This window comes from Neisseria flavescens, from assembly GCF_001618065.1.
In the GTDB taxonomy this organism is placed as follows: Bacteria; Pseudomonadota; Gammaproteobacteria; order Burkholderiales; family Neisseriaceae; genus Neisseria; species Neisseria flavescens_A.
Genome location: NZ_LAEI01000007.1, coordinates 70,129 through 95,260, shown reverse-complemented (window position 1 = coordinate 95,260; position 25,132 = coordinate 70,129). Strand labels below are relative to the sequence as shown.

The window sequence follows — 25,132 nt, the reverse complement described above, 5'->3', positions numbered from 1 at the left end:
AATAATAAGTTATTCAAGGACGTCTGAAAGGAAAACCATGAAACCCAAACTCATTATTTTCGACTGGGACGGCACGCTTGCCGACACCACCAACCCCATTATCCACACCTTTCAGCAAAGCTTTGCCGATTGCGGCCTGCCTGTTCCCGAAGCCGACCAAATCCGCCCACTCATCGGATACAGCCTCTCCGGCATCATCCGCCGCCTTGCCCACAACGTCAGCGAACACGTTCAGGAAACCCTGATTGAGACCTATGCCGCGCACTATCTCAATCCCAACAACCGCAACATGACCCTGTTCCCCGAAGCCTTGCCCTGCCTGCAACGCTTGAAACAACAAGGCTATTGGCTTGCAGTAGCGACCGGCAAAGGCCGAAGCGGCTTGGACAAAGCCATCGCACAAACCGACACCCAAAACTTTTGGCTGGAAACCGCCTGCGCTAGCGAATATCCGTCCAAACCCGCGCCCGATATGGTACTCGCCCTCTGCGACCGACTGGGTGTTGATCCGGAAGATGCCGTCGTCGTCGGCGACACCACCCACGACCTAGAAATGGCCGCCAATGCCAAAATCCGCGCCATCGCAGTTACCACCGGCGCACATACTGCCAAACAGCTTTCCTCCATGCCCCATGTCGCCATGCTCAACAGCTTGGCCGAATTGCCTGATGTATTGGAAACCTTATAAATGATGGCGTGCATCAACTGACAAAGATTTAGATAACTAACAAATTTGGACTTGAAATGAAAAAAATGCTTTTTGTGTTATTAGGGCTGGCAGGCCTTAATGTCTGCGTTGCCAACCCTACTTATGATGTAACTAGAGGTGCATTGCAAAACAATTCGGCATTGTGTGGGTATGGCTACAATCCTAACTGCAGTTCCTCTGGTCAACACCAACAAAGACGGACTAAGGAAATTGTTACCATTACTGTCCCCTCAAAATACGGGGCATGGGCAATGAATGTTAAAACTGGCATTGCTGCTGGCGCACTTGATATGGATTCACTTTCAGCTGCTAAAAAACAAGCTATTGAAACCTGTGAACAAGGTGGAAAAATAAACCGTGTAAAGTTTTGGTTTGGGTTAGGAATGGCTGTATCGCTGTTGCTCAAGGAAAAGATGGTGAATCATGGAGATATTTTTTTGGGGCAACTTCTCCAGGCTTTTCTGAAGCAGAAGCTTTAGAAAAATGTCAAAAATATGGGCTTACACAATGCAAAATTGTTGTAAATGAAGCCTGCTCAATGCCTAAATTCTAATTAGACCAAAGACCGTCCGAAACGTAAACAAACATTAAATAAATAAGCATTTCCTAGGAACACCCATGGCACTCCAATTTGAAATCAACGCCGTTACCCCCTTCCGTCAAAACTGCACGCTGATTTGGGATGACGAAACAAAAGAAGCCGTTTTGACCGATGTAGGCGGCGACGTCCCTTATTTATTGCAACAAGTCCAAAACAAAGGCCTCAAGCTGACCGCCATTTGGCTGACCCACGGCCATCTTGACCACGCAGGCGGCGTGGTTGAGCTTTTGAAAACCTGCGACGTACCTGTTCTCGGCCCGCACAAAGACGACGAATTCCTGCTCCAAGCCCTTCCGCAAACAACGGCGCAATACGGCTTCCCTGTTTCTCCGTCATTCACGCCGACACACTGGCTGGAAGAAGGGGAAACGCTCAAAGTCGGCAACCATAGCTTCCAAGTCCTCCACATTCCCGGCCACACTCCCGGCCAAGTCGTTTTTTACAACGCCGAAAACGGTCTTTTAGTCGCAGGCGATGTTTTATTTTATGAGACCGTTGGTCGCACAGATTTTCCGCGCGGCAATCATGATGACCTCATAAACAATATCTGCGCTAAACTATTAACCCTGCCCGAAACCACGCAAGTGATAGCCGGACACGGCCGCATGACCAGTATCGGGCATGAGAAAAGGTACAATTCGTTTCTAGTTCGTTAATATGAATGTTGTATAAAGCCAACATTCTGGCATACACAGATTATGCGTATAAAGGAAAACTGGCATACAATTTGCAGGGATAACACCCGAAAGATTAAGTACCTAATCTCCGGCAAATGCCAAAATGAACTAAAGCACAAAGATAACAAGGTATTACGCAATACAACCTGATTTATCGAAAACCGGACATCTCTAAACCCCAAGCCTTACTCGCAGTGAAATTGTTACAAAGTGACAATAAATGTCAGTCAGGCCGTCTGAACGGTTCTGCCGATTCAGGCGGATACAACGGAGATGAGGCGCAATGCCCTGCCGGAATGTGCCGATGTTCTATTTGTCAAACCGTCGGGTACATCTTTAAGAAGCACAACATTATTTGGGTAAACCGGCAAACTCGCTGCCGGCACTAACAGGCCGTCTGAAAAGTTCGGCTGGTAAAATCAATAAAAGGATTATCAAATGAAAAAAATCGCAAAAGTGGGCTTCGTCCTGCTGGCTACCGGCCTGCTGGCCGCCTGTGCTACTAAGAGCAAAATCACTCCTGAAGGCACTACAGACGAGCCACGCTTCCCTAAACCTTACTCCCTGACCTTCAACAAAGACCGCGGTACATTCCCGACTTTTGACGAGCTGGATCAAATGCGTCCTGGCCTGACCAAAGACGACATCTACAAAATCCTCGGCCGTCCTCACTACGACGAAGGCATGGTTGGCGTGCGTGAATGGGACTACCTGTTCCACTTCTACACCCCAGGCGTAGGTGTTGACCCTGAAAACACTTCCGGCGTTGAAGGCATCACTACTTGCCAATACAAAGTGATCTTCGACAAAGACAAATTTGCACGCAGCTTCTTCTGGAATCCAGTATTCCCTAAAGATGCCGTATGTCCTCCTCCAGCACCTACACCTAAACAAGAGCCTCAAGTGATCATCCGCGAGATCATTAAAGAAGCTCCTCAACGCATCCGTCAATAAGGACAAATTTGAAACGGATCCTATTAGGTATAGCCTTGGCAGCAGGCCTGAACTCTTTGGCCGCTGCCGATGCTGTCAGCGACTATATCCAACGCAAAAAAGTTGTGGTCAATACAGCTAAGGCTGAGCTTTGCTTTGCCGATGACGGTCAGTGCCATCCGGTACTGATTGGCAAGACCACGCCGAAAGGCAAATTCAATATGACGCCGATGATGACCAGCAAACCGGGTTACGGTGGCGAGGTTATCGGCTTCAAAGAAGAAAATGACTTTCTGTTTGCGTTACACCGGGTATGGACGCTCAAGCCGCAGGAAAGACGCATGGAACGCATCGCTTCTCCTCATGTGGCCGACCGCATCATAACCAATGGTTGTATCAACGTACAAAATAATGTGTACGAAAAACTGCGTCAGTATTTCATTCTAGAAATCATCTGATGTAAGTCAGTCAAACAAAGGCCGTCTGAAACTTTTCAGACGGCCTTTCTTCTCAAACGAAAATTCAACAGCAATTTGCTTGCTCTGTCAGTACCAAACGAAGAATATTTGACCGTTTCATTCTCAATTCATCCTCAAGCCATATCACTTTTTACCATATCCAAAGAACCAACGGTTATTTATGCCGTTTCCCGCCCAATGCTAGAATCGCGCGTTTATATATCGGCTCGCCGAGAAATCAAATAAATAATATAGTGGCAGGAATAGCTTTTATTCCCTGCCCCCCTTACACACAAACATCATGACCGATTCTTCTGCCAAATTACCCAATTTGTGGCTGCTGATTGCCGCTGCCGCCTCTATCCTACTGATTACCATCGGCATGAGGATGACTTTAGGGCTTTTTGTCCTGCCCGTCGTCAACTCGACCGAATTGAGCATGACCCAGTTCAGCCTGATTATTGCCGTTTTCCAATTGATGTGGGGCATATCGCAACCCTTGTCCGGCGCGTTGGCCGACCGTTTCGGCGCGTTTAAGGTTTTAGCCGGCGGTACGGTTCTGTTGATTGCCGCCTGTCTGATGGTTCCGCAAATGCCGACTTATTGGGGGCTGATGCTGGGTATCGGTTTATTGTTGGCATTTGGTACGGGTTCGGGCGGATTTTCCATCATTATGGGACAGGTCGCCGCCAAAACGCCGCCTCATCGGCGTGGCTTGGCTTCCGGCCTGGTCAATGCAGGCGGGTCCGCAGGGCAATTTTTGTTCGCGCCGCTGGTTCAAGGTTTGATTGCCTTCCCCCACGTCGGCTGGACGGGGACATTTTATGTTTGGGCAGTCATTGCCATCTTGATTTTGCCGATTTCTTGGTGGCTGGCCGGCGGCAAACATGCTTCTCACACCGTCCATACCGACAACGGCGGCCAAACCCTGAAGCAGGCCGTCTGCAAGGCTTTCGCCAACCGCAGCTATATCTTGCTGCATTTGGGTTTCTTTACCTGCGGTTTCCACATCGCCTTTTTGGTTACCCACCTGCCAACCGAAATTTCACTTTGCGGCCTCCCCGCTACGGTCGCTTCGACCTCCATTGCCATTATTGGTTTGGCAAACATCGCCGGCTGTATTTTTTCAGGCTGGTGTACCGGCAGATTTTTGGGCAAATACGTCCTCTTCGGTTTATATGCTTCGCGTGTCGCCATGATATTGATTTATCTGGCCGCACCTAAAACCGATTTAAACTTCTATCTTTTCGCCGCCGGACTCGGTTTCACTTGGCTGGCAACCGTCGCCCCCACCGCCGCCATTACCGGCAAACTTTTCGGCACGCGCTACTTGGCCACCCTCTTCGGGTTGACCATGTTGAGCCACCAAATTGGCGGCTTTTTGGGTTCGTACATCGGCGGCATCGTCATCACGCGCTTCAACGATTACGGCTGGATGTGGTACGCCGACGCAGTCTTGGCAGGCGCGGCCGCCCTGTTGAATTTACTGATTCATGAACGGAAAGCGGCTGCCGCCTGACGCGAAAACCTTGACATTTTAAGGCCGTCTGAACGTGTTATCGATACCTTCAGACGGCCTGTTGTTTAAAAACGAATAACATGATAACCTTTTAATAACGGATGAAATAATTCGTCCAATATTTCTATAAAGCAAAAAGGACTCTATCTTATGAACCGTCGTCAATTTATCGGCAGCGCTGCTGCTGTTTCCCTCACCGCCGCCGCTTCTTTCGCCCGCGCTCACGACCATGCACACCATGCCGGTCATGCTGGTCACGCGCATTCTGCACCGCGCGCCTACGAAGCTGCGCGCAAAGCAGCCGCACATTGCGTTGAAGCCGGTCAAATCTGTTTGGCACACTGCATTGCCCTGTTGAGCGAAGGCGATACCTCCATGAAAGACTGCGCAGCCGGCGTTAACCAAATGTTGGCACTGTGCGGCACCTTGCAAAACCTCGCTGCCCAAAATTCACGCCTGACCCCGTCTTTGGCAAAAGTGTGCATCGAAGCCTGCAAACAATGTGCTGCCGCCTGCAAAGAACACGCCGGCCACCACGCTGAATGCAAAGCCTGCTACGAATCTTGCTTGGCTTGCATTAAAGAATGCGAAAAAATTGCCGCTTAAGCACTATTGAAATTGAAAAAAGGCCGTCTGAAATTCAGACGGCCTTTTATTTTGCTATTTTGTTTACGCTATTCGGCTGCAAGCTCTTGCTCATCCAGCAGTTTTTTCCGAACAATCGCAGGGTTACCCGCAGCCACGCAATAAGGCGGCACATCTTTGGTAACCACCGAACCTGCGCCGATTACCGCGCCCCTGCCGATGGTAACGCCGCCCATGATAATCGCACGCCGGCCGATCCAAACATCGTCTTCAATCACAATCGGGCTGATGTCTGTATAACCTTCAAAGCGGCGGGTTTCAGGGTTGAATTTGTGGTTGGTCGAATAAAACAGGCATTCCGGCCCCATCATCACGTTCTTGCCAAGGGTTAAACCGCGGCAGATTTCGCAATTGACGCCGATACCCGAATTGTCGCCGATTACCGTATCTGGAAAAACATATCCGCCTTTTTCAATATTGACGTTTTTGCCGATGTTAGGGGAAATGCACGCAGCCAAAGCAGCGCGGAATTTTTGCGCAATTCTGCCGAATGGTTTGCAATAAGACGGAGGCAACATTCCTCCCCAAACACGCAAAATGCACGTCAATATCCTTTTCCACATTGATTCCGTCTCCTGTTCGTACAAGCGTAAATATTATTCAGACTATTATTCTTCTTAAAGTTTCACATCTAGAAGAGGTTTTACATCCTCTTTTCAGTTAGATTACAGCCCGATTACACAACATTTGGTTTGAAACTCTATTCTAAACTGTTCTCGCCTGTTGCGAAACTGCCCGCTACGCAAAATATCCGCTTGACGAAACAGCCAAAAATAGCGAAAATCCCACGCTTAACTGAAGTACAGGCAAAACCCCTGTGCCCGCTTAATCGAAAGGAAATCAAATGAAACAAGGTATTCACCCGAACTACCACGAAATCAACGTTACCTGCTCTTGCGGCAACAAATTCGTGACCAAATCCGCAATGGAAAAAGACAGCTTCAACGTTGAGGTTTGCTCTCTGTGCCACCCTTTCTACACCGGTACTCAAAAAATCGTCGACACTACCGGTCGTGTGGACAAATTCAACAACAAATTCGGCAACCTGTTCAAACGCTAATTGCCGCTTTGTCAAAAAGACTGCTTCGTGCAGTCTTTTTTGCATTCAGGCCGTCTGAAACATTTCTTTCAGACGGCCTGAGCTTTTTGTCGTCAACCGAATGCCATATCATTCCAAACACCCGATAAAAACGAGCCGTAAGCATTATTTTACAAAGCTCCCCGGTCCGGCATATCGCACAAACCCGTCAAACCCTGTACCATTGCTATTCAAACCAACCGTTTTTTGACCTTCCATGCTGACTTACACACCGCCCGATCCGCGCCGCCCCCAAAAAACCCATGAAAAACCATGGCTTCTGCTGCTGATGGCCTTTGCCTGGCTGTGGCCGGGCGTGTTCTCGCATGACTTGTGGAACCCTGCCGAACCCTCCCTCTTTACCGCCTCCGAGTCCATGAAAAACGGCGGCAGCCTGCTGATTGCACAAATCTTCGGTCAACCCGACTTTACCATCTCCCCTGCTTTTTTGTGGGCGGCAACCGCATTCCAAACCCTGTTTTCTCCTTGGGCTGCCGATGCCTATGATGCCGCGCGTTTTGCCGGCGTGGTATTTACCGCCATCGGACTGACCGCCTGCGGTTTTGCCGGCTTCAACTTTCTCGGCAGACACCACGGCCGCAGCGTTGTCTTAATCCTTATCGGCAGCATCGGTTTGCTGCCCATCGCCCACTTCCTCAATCCCATGTCGGCCGCTTTTGCCGCGTTTGGATTGATTCTGTGCGGCTTTTCACTGGCACGCCGCCGCGTCATTATTGCCATTTTGCTGTTGTGCGGCGGCTGGGTTTTACTCTCCCTCTCCTCAGGCTACCTGCTGACTGTGGCCATGATGTTTTTGGCACTTGCCCTGTCGTTCCATTCTACTTGGCAAAGCAAACGCTATCTGCTGACCCTGATTGGCGCCATCGTCGTTTCCCTGCCCCTGCTGATTTTGTATCCGCTGGTTTTATCCAAAACCAATCCCGAATGGTTTGAGGTTTGGTTCAACCATTATTCCTTAGGCGTATTCGGCGGTTTCCATCAGATTCAGACGGCCTTCAACCTGCCCTATTATCTGAAAAACCTGCTGTGGTTTACCCTGCCTGCTTGGCCGCTGGCGGCATGGACGCTCAGCCGCACGCGTATCCACGATAAAAACTGGGGCATTCTGAGCCTGTCGTGGCTGGTTATCATGACAGCCCTGCTCGCCATCAACCCTCAACGCCTGCAAGACAACCTCGTTTGGCTGTTGCCACCGCTCGCCCTGCTCGGTGCGGCACAACTGGACGGCCTGCGTCGCGGTGCAGCGGCATTTATCAACTGGTTCGGCATCATGGCATTCGGTTTGATTGCCGTCTTCCTGTGGCTGGGCTTCTTCGCCATGAACTACGGCTGGCCTGCCAAACTGGCCGAACGTGCCGCCTATTTCAGCCCGTATTACATCCCCGACATCGACCCGATTCCGATGGCCGTCGCCCTGCTGTTTACCCCGTTGTGGCTTTGGGCGATTACGCGTAAAAACATCCGCGGCCGCCAAGCCGTAACCAACTGGGCGGCCGGCGTTACCTTGGCTTGGGCTTTGCTGATGACCCTGTTTTTACCGTGGCTCAACGCCGCCAAAAGCCATGCGCCGGTGGTTCACCAAATGGAAGCTGCTCTTTCTTCCGAATTGAAACAGAAACTTTCAGACGGCCTCGAATGTATCAGCATCGACGGCCAAGACCAGCGCACACGCATCGCGTGGACACAATACAGCCATATTAAAACCACGACCGACAACCCGTCCTGCCGCTACCGCCTCATCCGCCAAGCCGCCAATGTCGGCGCACCTTCGGGCTGGCAAACCTTGTGGCAAGGCGCAAGACCGCGCAACAAAGCCGAGACTTTCCTATTACTGGAAAAAACTGCAGCGCAATAAATCCGTGACACTAGCCATAAAGCTGAATATTCCTGCTACATTCAAATAAAAGGCCGTCTGAAAGAACTTTTATACTTTCAGACGGCCTTTGACTCACTTTAACACCGCTTCCCGTACAATGGCCCTTTTCCCTTATCTGCCTAAAAATATGAAGCCCAACCGCCTTTTGCCCCTCGTCCTCTTATTGACCGCCCTCTCCGCCCATGCCAAAGATTTCATCATCTACGACCGCATGGACTACGTCGGCAAACCCGACCTGACCGCCGACAAACTCTCCAAAGTGTTCTTGGTTTACGAAAGCGAGCTGGTCAAACCCGATCCGACGGGCAAACGCAAACACGGCGTACTCAACGAAGAGCGTATCCGCGAATTGGCCAAACAATCGTGCCGCGAAGGCTACCGCACCATTTCTACCGACATCGAAAGCTGGTTTGCCGAAAAAGACGGCCAACTGCTGACACCCGATGAATTGAAAACCGACTTCGCGCGGATGTACCAAATCTTCAGAGAAGAAAACCCGCGCGCCGTCATCAGCAACTACGGCATGCCTTCCGAACACCTGCACGGCATCCGCCACTACCGCCCCAACGTTGACAACGAAACCATCTTGGCCAAATGGCGGCAAGTCAGCAAACGCCGTGCGCCCACCGCAGCCATCAGCGACTATGCCAATCCTGTGTTTTACATCACTTCCCCCGATTTGGTGCAATGGGAAAAAGACGTGAAAACCGCCGTTGACGACATCCATCAACGCTTTCCCAACAAAAAAATCATCGGCTACATCTGGCCACAATATTATTCGGCCACCAACAGCCCTTATTTCAAACAGTTCATCGACCCCGTCCGCTGGCGCAAAATGCTCGAAATCAGCAAAAAATACACCGACGGCGTGATTATCTGGTCAGACAAGCGCGATGAAAACAACCAAATCGTGCGTTGGAACAATCCGCGCATCCAAGCCACGATGAAAGCGACTCAAGCCTTCATCAATGCCAATGCCAAAGAAATCAAGGTAGAAGGTTTGCAGAAATATTAAAAACAAGGCGGGCATATTTGCCCGCCTCTTTATATACCTACACAGCTGTCTGTATGTTTGACACAACACGCGACAAAACGACCGTGCTACCAACGCTTCTGCATTCTTTCACACGTTTTTACCCGTTATTCCTACGCGCAGGCCGTCTGAAAATTGCCCGAATATCCAATACCCTTTACAATACCCGTAATTAAAATACATTTTTCGACACCCCTCTCCTGCATGAGTTCCACACCCTTCATCGAAATGAAAGACGTTGCCTTCGCATATGGCGACCGTCCTATTCTGAACAACATCAACTTCAGCATTCCACAAGGCAATTTCGCCGCCGTAATGGGTGGTTCGGGCAGCGGTAAAACCACGCTGATGCGCCTGATTACGGGTCAAATTCACCCGCAATCGGGCAAAGTGCTGATTGAAGGGCGAGATTTGGCCGCATTTTCGGCGCAGGAGCTGTACGAACACCGCCGCCGCATGGGCGTTTTGTTCCAACACGGCGCATTGTTCACCGACTTATCCGTCTTCGACAACATCGCTTTCCCCATGCGCGAGCTGACAGATTTGCCCGAAGCGGTCATCCGCGATTTGGTGGTGTTGAAACTGAATGCAGTCGGTTTGCGTGGTGTTGAAAACCTGATGCCTTCCGAGCTTTCCGGCGGTATGTCGCGCCGTGTCGCCCTCGCGCGTACGATTGCGCTCGACCCTGAAATCATGTTGTATGACGAGCCTTTCACCGGCCTCGACCCGATTTCGTTGGGCGTTATCGCCCACCTCATCAGTCGTGCCAACAAAGCCCTGCGCTCAACCAGCGTGATGGTAACGCATGACATCGAAAAATCGCTGGAAATTGTCGATCAAGTCATTTTCCTGGCACACGGCAAAATCATGTTCTCCGGCTCGCCCGAAGAAATGCGCGAACTCGACTCGCCTTGGGTACGCCAGTTTGTCGGCGGTTTGGCAGATGGCCCCGTCGCATACCGCTATCCGGCGCAAACGACTTTAAAACAAGACTTGCTTGGGTAGTTTTCAGACGACCTGTTATCACTCAACCTAAACCTTAAAGGCTCATTATGAACGGCAAAGTTAAATGGTTTTCTGAAAGTAAAGGATACGGATATATCGTTTCTGAAGAAGGAAAAGAATACTATTTCACAGTAAAACATATTCAAGGGGCAGAGTTGCCACATAACGGCGATGCCGTTACTTTTGAAGCACGTACAAGCAAACGAGGACCGGTTGCAGGTACTGTCGTTATTACTGAAAAAGCATCGGAAAAAAGAGCGGCTGAGAAACAAGCTAAACGTGACGAAAACGATCCAAGGGTAAATTGCTACACTTGCAACAAAAAATGACTCCACGGATTATTATGCGTAAAGGCAGTATTAGCCATTCTATTTGTCCCTACTGTGGCAGTGTCTATAAAAATTTTAGCAATTGCTTTATTGCTACAGCAGTTTATGGAGACTCATTCGCCGAAGAAGTTATTGCCTTACGCCGCTTCCGTGATGAAACTCTTTTAACCAATACTTTAGGTAAGGTTTTGGTAAAGGCATATTATAAAGTTTCACCACCTATTGCGGAAAAACTAAAAAATATGCCTAAAACATCAGCCTGTGTTCGCAAATGCCTAAATAAATTAGCGGCATATTATGGTGGTAAAATCTAAACTCCTCTCCACCTTTCAAACAATCTAAAACTTAATCAATCAAGGCCGTCTGAAAACCATTTAACCAATCAACTGAAACCTATGAATTTTATCCGTTCCGTCGGGGCAAAAACCCTCGGCTTCATCCAATCGCTGGGCAGCATTACGCTGTTTTTCCTGCAGATCCTGGCCAAATCAGGTACGGCGTTTACCCGTCCGCGCCTGAGCATCCGCCAGGTTTACTTTGCAGGCGTGTTGTCTGTCCTGATTGTTGCCGTGTCCGGCCTGTTTGTCGGCATGGTATTGGGCTTGCAGGGCTATACGCAGCTGGCAAAATTCAAATCTGCCGATATTTTGGGCTATATGGTTGCCGCTTCCCTGTTGCGCGAATTGGGTCCAGTATTGGCGGCCATTCTGTTTGCCAGCAGCGCGGGCGGTGCCATGACCAGCGAAATCGGTTTGATGAAAACCACCGAGCAGCTTGAAGCGATGACCGTGATGGCGGTCGACCCCGTGGCGCGCGTGGTTGCGCCGCGCTTTTGGGCGGGTGTGTTTTCCATGCCTTTGCTGGCATCGATTTTCAACGTTGCCGGCATTTACGGCGCGTATTTGGTCGGCGTCGAATGGCTGGGTTTGGACGGCGGTATTTTCTGGTCGCAAATGCAAAACAACATTACCTTCCATTACGACGTACTCAACGGTTTAATCAAATCCGCCGCTTTCGGCGTAGCCGTTACGCTGATAGCCGTACATCAGGGCTTCCACTGCGTACCGACTTCCGAAGGTATTTTGCGCGCCAGTACACGCACCGTAGTGTCTTCCGCCCTGACCATCCTCGCCGTCGACTTCATGTTGACCGCATGGATGTTTACCGACTAAAGGCCGTCTGAAACGACACTTAAAAAGAATGAAACAAGGACAATAGCACATGAAAAAAAATGCTTTGGAATTTTGGGTAGGACTGTTTGTCTTACTGGGCGCGGCCGCCATCGGCTTTCTCGCCTTCCGCGCCGCCGGCGGACAATCGTTCGGCAAATCATCACAAACCTACACCGTCTATGCCGATTTCAGCGACATCGGCGGCTTGAAAACCAACGCTCCGGTCAAATCCGCAGGCGTATTGGTGGGTCGCGTTGCCTCCATTCAGCTCGACCCTAAATCCTATCAGGCAAAAGTCGCCCTCAATCTGGACAGCCAATATCAGTTCAGCAGCGACGTTTCCGCACAAATCCTGACTTCAGGCCTGTTGGGGGAACAATACATCGGCCTGCAACAAGGCGGCGATACCGATTCTTTGGCGGCAGGCGACACCATTACCGTCACCAGCTCCGCCATGGTTTTGGAAAATCTTATCGGCAAATTCATGACCAGCTTTGCCGAGAAAAACGCAGACAGTGAATCTGCCGGTCAAAACAAACAATAAACACATATCAACCCAATATTCAGGACACTCCCATGAAAAAAACATCCTTCATCAGCGCATTGAGCATCAGCGTATTGAGCATCAGCATGGCCTTTGCCTCTCCTGCCGACGCAGTCAACCAAGTCCGTGAAAACTCCGTTCAAGTGCTGAAAATCCTCAACAGCGGCGATGCCAACACTGCACGCCAAAAAGCCGAGGCTTACGCCATCCCTTACTTCGACTTCCAACGCATGACCGCTTTGGCCGTCGGCAACCCATGGCGCACTGCGACTGACGCACAAAAACAAGCGTTGACCAAAGAGTTCCAAACCCTGCTGATCCGCACCTACTCCGGCACCATGCTGAAATTCAAAAACGCCAAGGTCAACATCAAAGACAACCCAGTCGTAAACAAAGGTGGTAAAGAAATCGTTGTCCGCGCCGAAATCAACGTTTCCGGCCAAAAACCGGTCAACATGGACTTCACCACCTACCAAAGCGGCAACAAATACCGCGCATACAATGTCGCAGTAGAAGGCGCAAGCTTGGTTACCGTATACCGCAACCAATTCGGCGAAACCATCAAAGCCAAAGGCATCGACGGCCTGATTGCCGATTTGAAAGCCAAAAACGGCGGTAAATAATCCACCCCCGCACCATGCCACCTGATGTTCAGACGGCATGGTGCCTTACATCATAAAGACACCATGCAAACAGAAATCCGCAACGGCACGCTCTACATCAGCGGCGACGTTACCGTCAAAACCCTGACTGCCTCCGCCTTTGCGCGCTACGAACAACAATGCCGTCTGAAAAAAACAGACAGCATAGACTTCAGCCAAGTAGGCAAAGCAGATTCCGCCTGCGTTTCCCTGCTGCTCAACGCTCTGCGCCGGACAGACAAAAAACCGACCATTCAAAATATTCCCGATTCCGTCCGAGCACTGGCCGAACTTTACGAAATCAAAGACTGGTTGCAATCATGAAAAAAACCACCGCTTCCCTCTGCCTCCTCATCAGCATAGCCTCCGCTCCCGCACTTGCCGAACGCAATCCGGCCGACCCTTACGAAGGCTACAACCGTACCGTTTCCAAGTTCAACGACAAAGCAGACAAATACGTCCTTTCCCCTGTCGCACGCGGCTATCGCAAAGTAACGCCCAAACCGGTGCGTACCGGTGTGAGCAACTTCTTCAACAACCTGCGCGATGTCGTCAGCTTCGGCAGCAACGTTCTGCGCCTTGACGTCAAACGCGCCAGCGAAGACCTCGTCCGCGTCGGCATCAACACCACCTTCGGCCTTGGTGGTTTAATCGACGTAGCCGGTGCAGGCGGCGTACCCAGCAATAAAAATACCCTCGGCGACACCTTCGCCTCATGGGGCTGGAAAAACAGTAACTACTTCGTCGTCCCCCTACTCGGCCCGTCCACCGTACGCGATACCGTCGGCAACGCCGTCACCACCGTCTATCCGGTTAAAAACGCTGTCTTCCACACCAGTGCAGGACGCTGGGGCACAACCGGCCTGCAAGCCATCAACACCCGTGAAGAGCTCCTCGACCTGACCGACAGCCTCGAAGGCGCAGCCATCGACAAATACAGCTACACACGCGACCTTTACATGAAAGTCCGCACCCAACAAACCGGCGGCACGCTCCCTCAAAGCGAAGACGACAATATCGACATCGATGACTTGGTGGACAGCAACACTTCTTCCGAACCGGTAGCACCCCAATCCGCTCCGGCAGAAATCCCCGATACAGCCAATCCCCAAACCCTGTATCAAACACCATCAGAAAACCCCTGATTTTCTGGGTATAAGAGCTACGAATAATTCATATGCCTACTGCCCATTAAATACAAAAAAAAGCTTACTTAATGATATAAGTAAGCTTTTTTATTCACGAAAACGAATTTCTTAAGACCTTTTACAATTGCCTGAAGAATCAAAATCCATTTAACTTAAAACTAAGATTCTTCAGACGGCCTTTTCTCATAACTGAAAACTAACTCGACTATATTAGTTACCTTTTACTCAGCCACATCATCTTCATGCACAATAATGTGATTCACATAAACTGGCTGTGCAGAAACTTCATTCGATAATGAATCAGTTATTGGTGTTGATGCTTCGGTTCCCGATAAAGTATCGTGTGTAGATTGAGTTTCTTCTGTTACCTGGTCGGCTTGCGTCCCTACAGACGGAATACCCTCTAATTGTGTAGATTCTTGATTATCAGTTTTAGGCTGAGTTTCAAATACCGTTACACGATCTTCCACAGAGGACGATGCTGGAGTAACAACCTCTGGTACAGACGGTTTCTCTTCTACCCTATGATCGGCCTCTATAGAAGTCTCTTCTATTATAGGATTGTGTACCGTTTCAGAAGATCCAGTCTGTTCAAATGATTTGACTTCCTCAGGTTGTTCTACAACTTTATGCTCATCTACTACTGGTGGTTGTACTACCGCGGATGCTTCCACTTCCGAAGACTGTTCTACAGTCTTAGCCGTTGCTGCATCCACTGGCTGCTCAACTTTAAACTCATCCACTATAGGTTGCGCCACTACTGCAGGCATATCTGCTTCAGACGGCTGTTCTACAGTCTTAGTTTCTACAATCACTGGCTGTTCTGCAGCTTTAGATTCACTTGCTATTGGTTGTTCTACTGCCTCAGGTGTTTCTACTATAGATGACTGCTCTACGGACTTAGTTTCTTCAACCACTGATTTTTCCACAGCCTTAGATTCATCTACTGCAGGTTGCTCTACCTTTTCAGGAGTCTCTACAGATTGAACATTTGGCTTAGATGTATTTAACGTTGCAGGATCAACTGGAGTAGCATTTCCTCTATCCAATTTTTCAATATCTGTCTGTTTAGCATCTTCTGTTTTAACCTGCTTATCAAGAAGATTATCAGAAGAATATTGATCATCTTTAGACTTTTTACCGTCTTCAGCTTGTGTAGTTTTTGAATGATGAGCCGGCTCAACTGATATCGTTGTTCCTGGTTCTTCTGCTGTTTGTTTCAGATTTTCTGGCTCTGTCACCGCTGGTTCTGCTTCCACCGGCTTCAATGCAGGATTGTGTGGCTCAGCCTTAGAATTTTTGTCTTCTAAATCTGGCTGCTGGTTTTCACTTGGATATTTCTGAACAGCTTTTTCAGGAGATGAGGATTTAGTTTTGGCTGTATGGCAGTTTTCCCCTATTTTGATGAGTTCAATTCCAGAAACTAAAAAATTGGGGCTTTCTAATTTTCCTTTTAAAGCAACATAGATTGGCGTGCTTTCAGGCATATTTTTTCTGGCGCTGACAATCTCTGCTGTCGCCTCATAGCCATTTCCACTACCGGGTAATAAAGCATAAGTATTTTTCAGATTACAACTCTGAATTCGTACATAATTATTTTGAGTAACTAATGTACCTTCTAAATCATACTCTTTAGCTAAGGCTGTCTGGGTAGCTGCTGAAAGCAATACACTGCAAGTAAGAAAAAAGTGTTTAACCATATATTTAGTTCTTAATTTTAAAGTAATCTGTTGATACCTAAAAAGTTACGCTCGGCTGCGTTTAACAGAAACCGTTCCTTCAGGCATGAAATAAGTGTCTATGACTACAGCACCGGCATTTTCAATTTCACATTCAAGCTGATAACATAAAACCATAATATTGTCTTTAGACTCAGTCAGTCGAATGTCCAAATTTCTCAATCTGGGTTCATATTTCAATAAGGTCTTCCTCATGAAATACCGTAAATCATGTGCACTAGACGGTAAATTCTTATAAACCATACTAAGGTCAGGGATTCCATAATCAGGCAAATGCTTCAAGGAACCACTCCGACTATTGAGAATGCGTTGGATATTATCTAAAACACTCCTAACTAACTGGAAACCATCTGGAAGCCCATCTAGTGGCAAGCCATCAGAATAAAACCCCGTCAATTTCTCATAGAGGGCTGCATCCATTATTTGACTTTCTTTTCGGTCTCTTGAATGACAACTTTATTATCTACCAACTCAACAACTAAAGGCTTTTTATTTTTCAGCTGTTTTTTGGATAGAAGCATTTTCCACGGTTGATCCTCTCCTACCCGATTATAAAAAGCCACGATACCAACATACTTGGTCTCTTTATCCAAGGTTTCATCCAAGCTGATAGTTTCACCAGGTCGAATGGTATATTGCTTATACCCTTCTACCAAATCATTGCCCAAAATGGTTTTATCTTGATTAAGCAAGTCACGATAAGATGCAACTTCATAATTCTGCTTATCTCTAAGCTGATAAATGCGAACAACTGTCGATAACGATTGACCCCGTTCATTTTGATTCAAACCATTACGAGCAACCAAGTCAATCTTTAATATCTTTAACTTAGTATAAAAGATACTTTTAGTTACATTGGTCGTACCATCTTTTACGCCTTGCAAAACCCCGCAACCTGATAATACCGCGCACAACAAGGCTAATGCACAGACTGACTGAATTCTAGTTTTCTTATTCATGATTTTCCGTTTTCTTAAATTAGTTTGAATATGTATAGTTCGCTATTTTTATTTGTTTGTCTTGATGCATCGTACCTAAACCGGTATTAATCCCCAACATTTGTTTTTTTGCCAAACGGCTTTGAGGTATCCATTGCTTCTTGATGTTTAGGTAAATGCTTGCATCAAAACGGCAACCCAAATAGAGCTTCAATAATTCAAGTAATTTTTGGTGTAATGTTTGTTTTGGTAATAGAAGTTGTGCATTCTCAAATGTATCTGGTGTAATCTCAATACGTATCAGATGACTATGATCTTTTATTCTACTGCCTAAAGATGCACTTCCTCCATCCAATCTCAAACCGGCTTTCCCCAACTCACGATTTTTTTCCAATATTACCCACTGAGGCTGAAATTCTTTTACTTTTACATCTGCAAAAGGTAACAAATATCTAACTATACTGATAATACCTTCTTTTGTTCGGGTGCGCTGATAAAAAACACTGAACAATCCCAAGATTCTACTATCTAGCAAAGGATGTATAAATTTACCGTTTACCATCCCCTGCCCAATAAGGTGCAGAAGAGAGCGAGATAAATCATCTTGCCCTTCATTTTGAAACAAAAACGGATAGCGGTATTTTTTCCATGCCTGAAAAAACAGGGTTGTAATTCTATGGTTAAAAATATCCAAAAATGCAGCTAAGCTTTCACTACCGTCTTTATGCGTTGCAATATCGTTCAGGAAATAATCCGGCAAGACAGCATCTACGCCATACAAACCTAAAAATGTTGTTCTTACAGTTGGTAACTCGGCTTCCGCATCATATTCAACCGATGCAATTTCCCCAGAAGGGAAAGATAGAGACTTCACCCTTCTGAATCTTACCATTGACTCTACAGCTTTTTCTTCAGCACTATCGGCAAGAGTTTCCAAAACCCGACAAAATTGGAAAAAATTCATTGTTGCTGCATTGCGTACAATAAACTCTCCCAATTTCTCTTGAAAAATTTCAGATGCTATACCTTCGCGATGAGATTTATTTCTGGGAATCTCCCATAGAGGAAGTGTCTGTCTGCCGTTATTTTCTTTAGCACTTTTATGCGCTGTTTCTAAAACCGTGTGATAGTTGTTTTGCTGTCTTTCCATGTATATGTTTTCCCGGATGGCAGAGAAACTATGCTGAACCGGGTAAATAGGTTCAAATCAGCATACATTGCAAAAAATTCGTTCAATAATTCTCCGAACAAATAAATTTCTGCTTCCCCATTAAATGCAGTTGAATCAAATGTTACTGTAATATGAACTCCACGATGAACTGCACCACGCTCGATTCTTTGTACCGTTTCATGCTTAACGTCAACAATCCCGTTCAATCTGCGCTTATTCAATTCATCTTCGGTCCAATCGTAAATCGACAATGCACCTTTCAAACTATCAACGTTTAGTAATGATAGATAATTTGGTGACAAATGGGACAAGATACGCCATTGAAATCTGTCTTCTGTTGGAGGATAGCATGACAACGTCGGAGTCGTAAGGTTTCTTACCATTTTAATATTGGGCTCGGCTATATCAGTGTCTTGAATCTGGGTTTCCCTCAAACTCTTACGTGGCAAAGCACCATTGGTCCCTACTACTTTTAGAGAAAGTGTTTCAGTAGGCAGAATATCTTTTCTATCCCACAACAATCCTCCAAGCATAATAAATGTTTCATGCTTTCCAGATACTCCTCGTTTTACCTTCGTATGGTAATACCGTTCCGGAGCATCATATCTCATCAACCCACCACGATGTTGGAATGACGAGAAAGGAATATATGAGTAGCGCTTGCCTGTCTCATGATTTACAGCTTCCACTTCATTTACTGAATACACCTCTACTGCCATACCTTCATGCAACAAAGGCTTAACAGGGTATTCAAATGCCTTGTGATCCACCCGAATAGGCTCAGCCTCCATGTTAAAGAGGTTAATGGCAGGAACACAGTTTAATTTCAGGCAATCTGGAGGAAATCTAAGCTCTGAAGGATATTGTTTGGATAGAACTACATTAATACTAAACTCATTAATGCGTTCCGACCATTCTTCGGCATCAATACCAATCAAATCAATAAAGAAAAACTTCTGTTTAAAACAAAAATATTCCAATAGTAATTGATATCCACTGAAACTGTTATTTACTTTTTCCCACAATCTCTCATTTTCGGCAAATCCGACGGCCTTAAACCGTATATTACCTCCAGATGGTAGTTCGGCATGATGGATACTGATTTGAGCAGCCTGATTTAACAAGGCATGACGTAATGCGAAAGCGACTGGTTCATCAGCAGAAATATAAATTCTGATTTTAGAAAAATCCAAATTGTCTTTCTGCGTCTGCCTGTGAATACCAAAAGTCAATTTGATGACACTTTGACCATTTGCATCATAATCCAATAACGTATGCAAGATACTCAAGGGCTGGAGTTTAACATCACCTGTAGTTCGGTACAGGCATCTCGTCAACCTGTCATTAATATTAATGGGCTCAGATTGTACGGATAGTCCTTTTTTAACAAGCTGCCCACCCTGCAACTTTTTATCATCTGGAATTAACTCTAAAACAGTCAAAGAAGGAATCATCCTCAGATAATGAGGCCACAGCATATTGACCAAACCCTCAGTCAATTCTGGAAAGTCATCATCAAGTTTTTGTCTGATTCTTCCTGTTAAGAAAGCAAAGCCTTCAAACAATCGCTCCACATAAGGATCACGTGTACCTACTCTGTCTAAATTCAGCATTGCGGCACGATCAGGGTGAGCTTTTGAGAACTCTAACCCTGCTTCCTTGAGATACCGCATCTCTTCTTCATAATAACGTAATGTGGGATCTGACATAATATATATTTAATCGATTAATTCTAATGCACGGACAATATCAGTCTGCATTAATTCAGTTCGTAAAAATTCAAGTTGCCCAGTAGCTTCCGTATCTTTCTTATCAAAATTTTCATTTAACAATTGATACCACAAAGCATATACATCAAATGCAAAATGTTTATCCCACTCTTTTACTGTCAAAACCTGCATCTGCCGTGAAGCCTGTTCCAACAGTTTCAATGCCCAATCTGCTTTTTGATTGTTTGCAGCCAAACGGGCCATCATCAACCACTTTTTAACCTGCCCAGCACCTGACTGCAACTCTGGTAATGTTTCCAACCAAGCAAAAGCAGCATCCAAGCCTTGTTCTTGCGTTTTGGACAAAGCCTGTTGCCATTGACTTTCTTGGTTTTCTACCTGAGATGATGATTCTATTACTGCTTTTTGAACTGTTCGACTACTAGTCTGCTTGCGCGTGGATGACATAACCTTTTGCTCCAACCACGTAAGCGTATCGGCTGAGACAAACGGAAATCCGTTATCAAAACTCAATCCGGTCAAGCCATCACATCTGGTCAGTAAAGATTTCAGCTCAAATAATGATGAGTCAACCTGAGAAAGATATAAACCACCCAACGCCTGCTGTCCTTGCCACGCGTAATATTGCAAATCGAGCCAATACTGATTAGCGCCTTCTAAAAAAGCCGCTTCTACTCTATCAAGCAAATCCCGCCATTGCTGCTCATTAACCAAACGATTTAAAGTTGCCAATAAATCTGTCCTTGGAGCTTTCAAACGAGTCTGACCATTTTGATGAGGAGGGATACCATTTAGCCCACCCCAACGTACAGCACGAATCATCTTATATGCAGGCCAATATCCATCATCCTGCTCTCTTAAATAGGCAGCATTAATCCTAACTTGATCGAGTAATGCTTTAGAAGAGTTAACTTGAGTGACAGCTAAACTTTCAGACGGCCTCTGACTCTCTTGACGAATTTGCGGTACAACCTCCTGGTCAATAGGCGCACTGACTTCCTGACTTTGACTTGTACTTGTCTGAGGTGATGAAAAACGAACAGATGACTCTTCAAAATATTGCAATAACGGAAACAGGCTGGGGCGTACTGATTCTTCCCATCCCTCAAGATGATGTTGCAACGACATTAACGCCGATAATGTCCGCTTAAGGTCTACCGAATTAGATAATTCAGTCCCTTTGAGCGTATCCAACACTCTTTCCCCAGACAGCCAATTTAATGCATTGCGTTTTTGTACCGGCTTTTTCGGCCATAGTGATTGATCAAATTTTTGCAGCAATCCACATAAAATTTCCAAACCATCTGAAAAACCTGCCAACCCCCTATCTCGCAAAGCGGCAAAAATATAATAAGTTGCTACTCTCAAGTCTTTAGATTGACGTTTTAACAAGCGTTCAGAAGCATCCAAAATCAATCGGCAATCAATACCTGAAAGCTTGGCCAATTCAATTTTAATAGCCTCGAAATCATCGGCATATGCAACATCCTCGCCACAAGGGTGGCCGTCTGAAACAGGTTCCAGCCACTCTTGCCAGCGACGAATATTGTTATCGGTGATTGATGTACCCTCATCACCAAGTATCGGCTTTACCCATTGGGGTAATGTCATAATTATTTAACCTCAAAAATCTTATTCGGCAGATGGATATTCTTCAGTTCCAACAATCCCAAAGGTCCTTTACCGGAATTAGTTCTCATATAGAACCTCATCAATTTGTCTTTCTCCAATGGGAATTCGACTAAATAAGTGCCGCTGTCAATCGGTGTAACCCTAGATTTTTCAAGCATACGGATAAAACCGAAGCGACCACTAATTTCTTGAGTCTTACGCATACCTTCTGCCTCAGTTTCCCAAGAAATACGAAGACCGGCATTGCTGACATCTCCAGGCCATTTGAATGTTTTCCACTCTGTTTGTTGGTTGAAATAATCTAAAGACTGGCCGTCGATAATTAAATCATACTGAACAATGCCTTGAGTAGATGTCGGTTTCAGCTCAAAGCTATAGCCACCCTCTCCGTTAACAAAGAAGTCTTCAGAAATAGCACTCAATTTATTCAATTGTTGTAGCAATCCCGGATTAACTTTCAATTCACTTCCGGGAGCAACAATCCATTGGTTACCTTGTTTGGTTAAAACACCTGCCAATTGGGTTGTTACAAACTGATTAAGTGCACCTTTGTTAACATCCAAATATTTTGCCAATACCGGAATCGAAACTTCGATTTCTGATCGAGCAAATGGATATCTGCCACCCAGTTCAGACTGCATAGGATTGACAAAATTGCTTGCCCACAAATTATTGATGTCTTTTTGAGCAACACCGGCAATTGAATCCCATACGGAATTAAACGGCAATACAAAAACATTTCGTGCAAACGGCAACAATCTGTCACCCACACCGGCCTCAATCAAACGTGCGTACTGTATACCGTCGAGGAACTCATTATCACCACCGTTTAAAACACCTTGCACGGCCGTTCTTGCCGCACCTCCGGTATCAGAGGATGCCGTCATTTGAATCAAACGCTGCTTCACAGTAGTTACACGTTCAAGGTAACGCTGCAAACTCAAATCACTCTTTGGATTAATTTGTGCATCAATCAATTGCAACAGAGTTTCAAATTCCGCTTCTAACGGCCCTGCCAGATAATCATTTACCTTATCTTCCAAAGCATTAATATTTTCAGTTTGAGAATTCAATACCGCATCCGCAACCTTACGCGAGCGAGTAGACAGTTGTCTTGCGGCTACACGTTTAGCCGCATCTGCAACAGCAGGATTGACATCAACCTTCTTGCTATCCAGCTGACTGCTTTCTTTCACTGCATTAAATAATGCCACCAATGGCGAACGTTGAGGATCCGCATAGACGTGAAGCTGATTGACTGCATCCAAGCTGGTTGTTCTCGGTTGCCATGTAATGCTGTTCATCATGTTATACCAAGCGGTAGCATATTCCTTAAAGTAGCGTTCTTTCAGGCTATTGATTGCCGCTTCTGTTACCGAAGCTTGGTACACATTACCGCCCAATACCCAATCATTGCTCTTGCTGTCTTTAATTGCCTGCTCTAATCCCGGCTTAATATATTTTTCCCAACCCTCAACCGTATATATACGCGGCAAAGGTTTTCCAACATTCCAAATACCTTTCAAATCCTTATTAAGCAATTTGTCTAAGGTAATGGTTTGCAACTTGGCATTCGTACCCTGAATAATGCGTTTATACAATTGCTCACTGCCTTGGTCGCGATTGATCCAGTCCACCAAGACCTGACGGCTTCTTGATACCAATTCAGTTTGTTCAGGCTCTGCCAAATTATTTTTCTGTGACATACGCGACACAAAAAATTGTGCCAACGTTTGCGCATCTTTTGCCGCCACATTTTGCGTCGTCAACATCTGCGTCAATTTGGTTACTAAGAATTCCGCATCTTTTGTGCCTTTTGTTTTCTCAACATGAGATGTCAGCATCAAATATGCTTTCAAATCTTGATAAGCACTATCCTGAAGTTCAAAGTCATCAGGAATTCTGCCTTCCAACATTACCAATTCATCTAACTTGTTCTCAAAGAATGCAGTAGCAGGACGGCTAATAACATCTTTTGCCAAATTATTATATTTACGGTAAGCAACAGCTAAGAGCTCTTGTCGATGCTCATACCCCAAAAACTTAACCGCATATTGTGAGAAGCTTCGACGAGACTCCAAATCTGTAATATCTTGTTGCAATCGAATAAGTATAGCTACTTTCTCTGCACGAGATTTTACTTTCTGTACGCTTTCAAAATCGGTCTTCAAACGGCTGATTTCTTGATAGCTGCTATATGCACTGACTGCAAACGCACCACCGACAAGCAAGGCAACTGCACTTAAGCCCAAATAAATTTTTTCCGTTTTAGAAAAACGCAGTTTCTTTCCGGAACCCAAAACAGATAAATCGTTGAATGCACGGAAAATCAAATCTCCTAATTGTTCAGGTTGATTTGATTGGATAAAAGAAATACCTGCAACAGTATCCAGTTTTCCCAATCCCCGCTTTTCTGCAGCAATATAATCAGCCAACGCCTGAGTTTGTGACGGCAGTTTGGCGGACAATTTCGCAATGGGTGTTTGTTCTAAATCTGCCTCAATCAATCGTGTACCCGCAGCTGCCAACCGATTAGCAAATTGATCCAACTCTTTCATCAACTCTGCTGAAGATACTGTTGAACCATATTTCAAAGCATGGCTGACTGCTGATGGCATTTCATTGGCATCATTTACAAAATGAACTTGATTAATTGGAAGTTTCCAGCCAAGTTTTTTCATTAACTCAAGCAGTTGAGCGGTATTTTCCTGAACTGAAAACTCTCCTTGAAGCTCAACAATACCTTCTGCAGGACGTTTTCCCACACCCCTCAGATACTGCCAACCATTCGCAGGTTCCATTGCCTGAGCATCTATCCAAATCGCAGAAGCCGTTTCTACCCAAAGTTGCGGGCGAATATTAGGCAAAACTCTATCCAAGAGCATTGGTTCTTGGGTTACAACGAAAATCCAAGGCTTACGATGTTTTTTATATTGTCTAGTCAATAAGTAAATATGGCGCAGCTGCTCCCAACGTTCCGCTATACCAATCAGAGTTGAAGACTCTCCATTATCCCCACTTAAATCTTCAGGATTTAAATGTTTCAAACCGGAGTATTTATCGGAGCTCCTAGCCCAAAAAAATCTCGTAATCAAAGGAGTAAGGAGTATCAATGAGATCACAATTGATACACATGCCCAGACCACAATTTTTGCAATAGTCGACGTAATGCCAAGATTTTGGCCAAAAAAGTATAATAGGATTGCGCTGATGGCACTTCCAATAAAGATGATTACCCCTGTTGTAATAGGCTTCATAGTAGAGTTTTCTCGAAAAAGATAAGGGATGGATTATAATAGGATATTTCCTCTCCGTCATTATTACATATAAATCTTATTTGAATAAATATTCATTTAACCCAATATTTATCTCCACCTTTCAATGTTGCTTCAGCCTCTGACTCATAAAAACTATTCGCTAGTCGCACATACAATCAACCAAACCTACACCCCTTCCGAAACTATCAAAGTTATATTCAAAACTTGATATTTTCTCCTCATACCATATAGATGCAGAAAATAACCGTGTTGTTT

The 25,132-nt window shown here is 46.0% G+C and carries 25 protein-coding genes and 1 pseudogene; 18 read left to right on the top strand and 8 right to left on the bottom strand.

All coding sequences use genetic code 11. The annotated features are described in order from the left end of the window. The first annotated feature begins 37 nt into the window (after window positions 1-37). From TW89_RS02455 to TW89_RS02425, 7 genes and pseudogenes are all read left to right on the top strand, one after another. Window positions 38-688, top strand: coding sequence for an HAD-IA family hydrolase (locus tag TW89_RS02455; RefSeq protein ID WP_128580442.1), 651 nt, complete (start codon window positions 38-40; stop codon window positions 686-688). A 56-nt stretch (window positions 689-744) separates the two neighbouring features. Continuing rightward, window positions 745-1,262 (top strand): annotated as a pseudogene (locus TW89_RS02450) (DUF4189 domain-containing protein). A gap of 65 nt (window positions 1,263-1,327) precedes the next feature. Further along, window positions 1,328-1,966, top strand: a complete 639-nt coding sequence (locus TW89_RS02445) for an MBL fold metallo-hydrolase (RefSeq protein WP_128580441.1) — start codon at window positions 1,328-1,330, stop codon at window positions 1,964-1,966. 459 nt (window positions 1,967-2,425) lie between these two features. After that, window positions 2,426-2,941 (top strand): outer membrane protein assembly factor BamE, encoded by a 516-nt coding sequence (locus tag TW89_RS02440; protein ID WP_070587953.1) that lies wholly within the window; start codon window positions 2,426-2,428, stop codon window positions 2,939-2,941. A gap of 8 nt (window positions 2,942-2,949) precedes the next feature. After that, window positions 2,950-3,378: a hypothetical protein gene (locus TW89_RS02435; protein WP_049332858.1), complete on the top strand. Its 429-nt coding sequence runs from the start codon at window positions 2,950-2,952 to the stop codon at window positions 3,376-3,378. Window positions 3,379-3,679: 301 nt separating this feature from the next. After that, window positions 3,680-4,897, top strand: a complete 1,218-nt coding sequence (locus TW89_RS02430) for an MFS transporter (protein WP_128580440.1) — start codon at window positions 3,680-3,682, stop codon at window positions 4,895-4,897. A gap of 150 nt (window positions 4,898-5,047) precedes the next feature. Next, window positions 5,048-5,503: a four-helix bundle copper-binding protein gene (locus tag TW89_RS02425; RefSeq protein ID WP_128580439.1), complete on the top strand. Its 456-nt coding sequence runs from the start codon at window positions 5,048-5,050 to the stop codon at window positions 5,501-5,503. A gap of 68 nt (window positions 5,504-5,571) precedes the next feature. Here the strand turns inward: TW89_RS02425 and TW89_RS02420 are convergent, their stop codons facing one another. Next, on the bottom strand, window positions 5,572-6,105 hold the full coding sequence (locus TW89_RS02420) for an acyltransferase (RefSeq protein WP_128580438.1): 534 nt from the start codon (window positions 6,103-6,105) through the stop codon (window positions 5,572-5,574). A gap of 281 nt (window positions 6,106-6,386) precedes the next feature. On the opposite strand from TW89_RS02420, the gene rpmE reads away from it, so the two are divergent. From rpmE to TW89_RS02370, 11 genes are all read left to right on the top strand, one after another. After that, window positions 6,387-6,602 carry a 50S ribosomal protein L31 gene (gene rpmE / locus TW89_RS02415; protein ID WP_003681847.1) on the top strand — a complete coding sequence of 72 codons (216 nt, stop codon included), beginning with the start codon at window positions 6,387-6,389 and terminating at the stop codon, window positions 6,600-6,602. Window positions 6,603-6,837: 235 nt separating this feature from the next. Next, complete coding sequence (locus TW89_RS02410) at window positions 6,838-8,496, top strand: ArnT family glycosyltransferase (protein ID WP_128580437.1); 1,659 nt, start codon at window positions 6,838-6,840, stop codon at window positions 8,494-8,496. Between the two features lie 148 nt (window positions 8,497-8,644). Continuing rightward, window positions 8,645-9,532 (top strand): hypothetical protein, encoded by an 888-nt coding sequence (locus TW89_RS02405; protein WP_283114305.1) that lies wholly within the window; start codon window positions 8,645-8,647, stop codon window positions 9,530-9,532. Between the two features lie 222 nt (window positions 9,533-9,754). Further along, on the top strand, window positions 9,755-10,555 hold the full coding sequence (locus tag TW89_RS02400) for an ABC transporter ATP-binding protein (RefSeq protein WP_049350936.1): 801 nt from the start codon (window positions 9,755-9,757) through the stop codon (window positions 10,553-10,555). A 47-nt stretch (window positions 10,556-10,602) separates the two neighbouring features. Further along, window positions 10,603-10,884 carry a cold shock domain-containing protein gene (locus tag TW89_RS11925; RefSeq protein ID WP_283114294.1) on the top strand — a complete coding sequence of 94 codons (282 nt, stop codon included), beginning with the start codon at window positions 10,603-10,605 and terminating at the stop codon, window positions 10,882-10,884. Between the two features lie 14 nt (window positions 10,885-10,898). Further along, window positions 10,899-11,198 carry a CFI-box-CTERM domain-containing protein gene (locus TW89_RS11920; RefSeq protein ID WP_283114292.1) on the top strand — a complete coding sequence of 100 codons (300 nt, stop codon included), beginning with the start codon at window positions 10,899-10,901 and terminating at the stop codon, window positions 11,196-11,198. An 81-nt stretch (window positions 11,199-11,279) separates the two neighbouring features. Then, entirely contained in the window at window positions 11,280-12,056 is a 777-nt protein-coding gene (gene mlaE / locus TW89_RS02390; RefSeq protein WP_128580436.1) for a lipid asymmetry maintenance ABC transporter permease subunit MlaE, read from the top strand. Window positions 12,057-12,105: 49 nt separating this feature from the next. Then, window positions 12,106-12,600, top strand: a complete 495-nt coding sequence (gene mlaD, locus TW89_RS02385) for an outer membrane lipid asymmetry maintenance protein MlaD (RefSeq protein ID WP_049329454.1) — start codon at window positions 12,106-12,108, stop codon at window positions 12,598-12,600. A 32-nt stretch (window positions 12,601-12,632) separates the two neighbouring features. Further along, entirely contained in the window at window positions 12,633-13,223 is a 591-nt protein-coding gene (locus tag TW89_RS02380) for an MlaC/ttg2D family ABC transporter substrate-binding protein (RefSeq protein ID WP_004519056.1), read from the top strand. A 63-nt stretch (window positions 13,224-13,286) separates the two neighbouring features. Next, window positions 13,287-13,565: an STAS domain-containing protein gene (locus TW89_RS02375; RefSeq protein WP_128580435.1), complete on the top strand. Its 279-nt coding sequence runs from the start codon at window positions 13,287-13,289 to the stop codon at window positions 13,563-13,565. Further along, window positions 13,562-14,386, top strand: a complete 825-nt coding sequence (locus tag TW89_RS02370) for an MlaA family lipoprotein (protein WP_128580434.1) — start codon at window positions 13,562-13,564, stop codon at window positions 14,384-14,386. The genes TW89_RS02375 and TW89_RS02370 overlap by 4 nt, the downstream gene beginning before the upstream one ends. Window positions 14,387-14,610: 224 nt before the next feature. Here the strand turns inward: TW89_RS02370 and TW89_RS02365 are convergent, their stop codons facing one another. From TW89_RS02365 to TW89_RS02335, 7 genes are read right to left on the bottom strand one after another with little or no spacing between them, the layout of a single operon-like run. After that, entirely contained in the window at window positions 14,611-16,089 is a 1,479-nt protein-coding gene (locus tag TW89_RS02365) for a hypothetical protein (RefSeq protein WP_128580433.1), read from the bottom strand. A gap of 45 nt (window positions 16,090-16,134) precedes the next feature. Continuing rightward, entirely contained in the window at window positions 16,135-16,548 is a 414-nt protein-coding gene (gene tssE, locus TW89_RS02360; RefSeq protein ID WP_049332879.1) for a type VI secretion system baseplate subunit TssE, read from the bottom strand. Next, complete coding sequence (tssJ, locus tag TW89_RS02355) at window positions 16,548-17,087, bottom strand: type VI secretion system lipoprotein TssJ (protein WP_049332881.1); 540 nt, start codon at window positions 17,085-17,087, stop codon at window positions 16,548-16,550. The genes tssE and tssJ overlap by 1 nt, the downstream gene beginning before the upstream one ends. A 19-nt stretch (window positions 17,088-17,106) precedes the next feature. Further along, on the bottom strand, window positions 17,107-18,216 hold the full coding sequence (gene tssG / locus TW89_RS02350; RefSeq protein WP_128580432.1) for a type VI secretion system baseplate subunit TssG: 1,110 nt from the start codon (window positions 18,214-18,216) through the stop codon (window positions 17,107-17,109). Beyond that, window positions 18,180-19,946 (bottom strand): type VI secretion system baseplate subunit TssF, encoded by a 1,767-nt coding sequence (gene tssF / locus TW89_RS02345; protein ID WP_128580431.1) that lies wholly within the window; start codon window positions 19,944-19,946, stop codon window positions 18,180-18,182. The genes tssG and tssF overlap by 37 nt, the downstream gene beginning before the upstream one ends. Window positions 19,947-19,955: 9 nt before the next feature. Beyond that, window positions 19,956-21,578 (bottom strand): type VI secretion system protein TssA, encoded by a 1,623-nt coding sequence (tssA, locus tag TW89_RS02340; RefSeq protein ID WP_283114285.1) that lies wholly within the window; start codon window positions 21,576-21,578, stop codon window positions 19,956-19,958. A gap of 2 nt (window positions 21,579-21,580) precedes the next feature. Then, window positions 21,581-24,856 (bottom strand): ImcF-related family protein, encoded by a 3,276-nt coding sequence (locus TW89_RS02335; RefSeq protein ID WP_128580429.1) that lies wholly within the window; start codon window positions 24,854-24,856, stop codon window positions 21,581-21,583. Window positions 24,857-25,132: the final 276 nt, after the last annotated feature.

What these genes read in the sequence shown, in the direction of transcription:
- TW89_RS02455 (WP_128580442.1), top strand. Translation starts at nt 38, where the DNA reads ATGAAACCCAAACTCATTATTTTCGACTGGGACGGCACGCTTGCCGAC.
- TW89_RS02445 (WP_128580441.1), top strand. Translation starts at nt 1,328, where the DNA reads ATGGCACTCCAATTTGAAATCAACGCCGTTACCCCCTTCCGTCAAAAC.
- TW89_RS02440 (WP_070587953.1), top strand. Translation starts at nt 2,426, where the DNA reads ATGAAAAAAATCGCAAAAGTGGGCTTCGTCCTGCTGGCTACCGGCCTG.
- TW89_RS02430 (WP_128580440.1), top strand. Translation starts at nt 3,680, where the DNA reads ATGACCGATTCTTCTGCCAAATTACCCAATTTGTGGCTGCTGATTGCC.
- TW89_RS02425 (WP_128580439.1), top strand. Translation starts at nt 5,048, where the DNA reads ATGAACCGTCGTCAATTTATCGGCAGCGCTGCTGCTGTTTCCCTCACC.
- TW89_RS02420 (WP_128580438.1), bottom strand. Translation starts at nt 6,105, where the DNA reads ATGTGGAAAAGGATATTGACGTGCATTTTGCGTGTTTGGGGAGGAATG.
- rpmE (WP_003681847.1), top strand. Translation starts at nt 6,387, where the DNA reads ATGAAACAAGGTATTCACCCGAACTACCACGAAATCAACGTTACCTGC.
- TW89_RS02410 (WP_128580437.1), top strand. Translation starts at nt 6,838, where the DNA reads ATGCTGACTTACACACCGCCCGATCCGCGCCGCCCCCAAAAAACCCAT.
- TW89_RS02405 (WP_283114305.1), top strand. Translation starts at nt 8,645, where the DNA reads ATGAAGCCCAACCGCCTTTTGCCCCTCGTCCTCTTATTGACCGCCCTC.
- TW89_RS02400 (WP_049350936.1), top strand. Translation starts at nt 9,755, where the DNA reads ATGAGTTCCACACCCTTCATCGAAATGAAAGACGTTGCCTTCGCATAT.
- TW89_RS11925 (WP_283114294.1), top strand. Translation starts at nt 10,603, where the DNA reads ATGAACGGCAAAGTTAAATGGTTTTCTGAAAGTAAAGGATACGGATAT.
- TW89_RS11920 (WP_283114292.1), top strand. Translation starts at nt 10,899, where the DNA reads ATGCGTAAAGGCAGTATTAGCCATTCTATTTGTCCCTACTGTGGCAGT.
- mlaE (WP_128580436.1), top strand. Translation starts at nt 11,280, where the DNA reads ATGAATTTTATCCGTTCCGTCGGGGCAAAAACCCTCGGCTTCATCCAA.
- mlaD (WP_049329454.1), top strand. Translation starts at nt 12,106, where the DNA reads ATGAAAAAAAATGCTTTGGAATTTTGGGTAGGACTGTTTGTCTTACTG.
- TW89_RS02380 (WP_004519056.1), top strand. Translation starts at nt 12,633, where the DNA reads ATGAAAAAAACATCCTTCATCAGCGCATTGAGCATCAGCGTATTGAGC.
- TW89_RS02375 (WP_128580435.1), top strand. Translation starts at nt 13,287, where the DNA reads ATGCAAACAGAAATCCGCAACGGCACGCTCTACATCAGCGGCGACGTT.
- TW89_RS02370 (WP_128580434.1), top strand. Translation starts at nt 13,562, where the DNA reads ATGAAAAAAACCACCGCTTCCCTCTGCCTCCTCATCAGCATAGCCTCC.
- TW89_RS02365 (WP_128580433.1), bottom strand. Translation starts at nt 16,089, where the DNA reads ATGGTTAAACACTTTTTTCTTACTTGCAGTGTATTGCTTTCAGCAGCT.
- tssE (WP_049332879.1), bottom strand. Translation starts at nt 16,548, where the DNA reads ATGGATGCAGCCCTCTATGAGAAATTGACGGGGTTTTATTCTGATGGC.
- tssJ (WP_049332881.1), bottom strand. Translation starts at nt 17,087, where the DNA reads ATGAATAAGAAAACTAGAATTCAGTCAGTCTGTGCATTAGCCTTGTTG.
- tssG (WP_128580432.1), bottom strand. Translation starts at nt 18,216, where the DNA reads ATGGAAAGACAGCAAAACAACTATCACACGGTTTTAGAAACAGCGCAT.
- tssF (WP_128580431.1), bottom strand. Translation starts at nt 19,946, where the DNA reads ATGTCAGATCCCACATTACGTTATTATGAAGAAGAGATGCGGTATCTC.
- tssA (WP_283114285.1), bottom strand. Translation starts at nt 21,578, where the DNA reads ATGACATTACCCCAATGGGTAAAGCCGATACTTGGTGATGAGGGTACA.
- TW89_RS02335 (WP_128580429.1), bottom strand. Translation starts at nt 24,856, where the DNA reads ATGAAGCCTATTACAACAGGGGTAATCATCTTTATTGGAAGTGCCATC.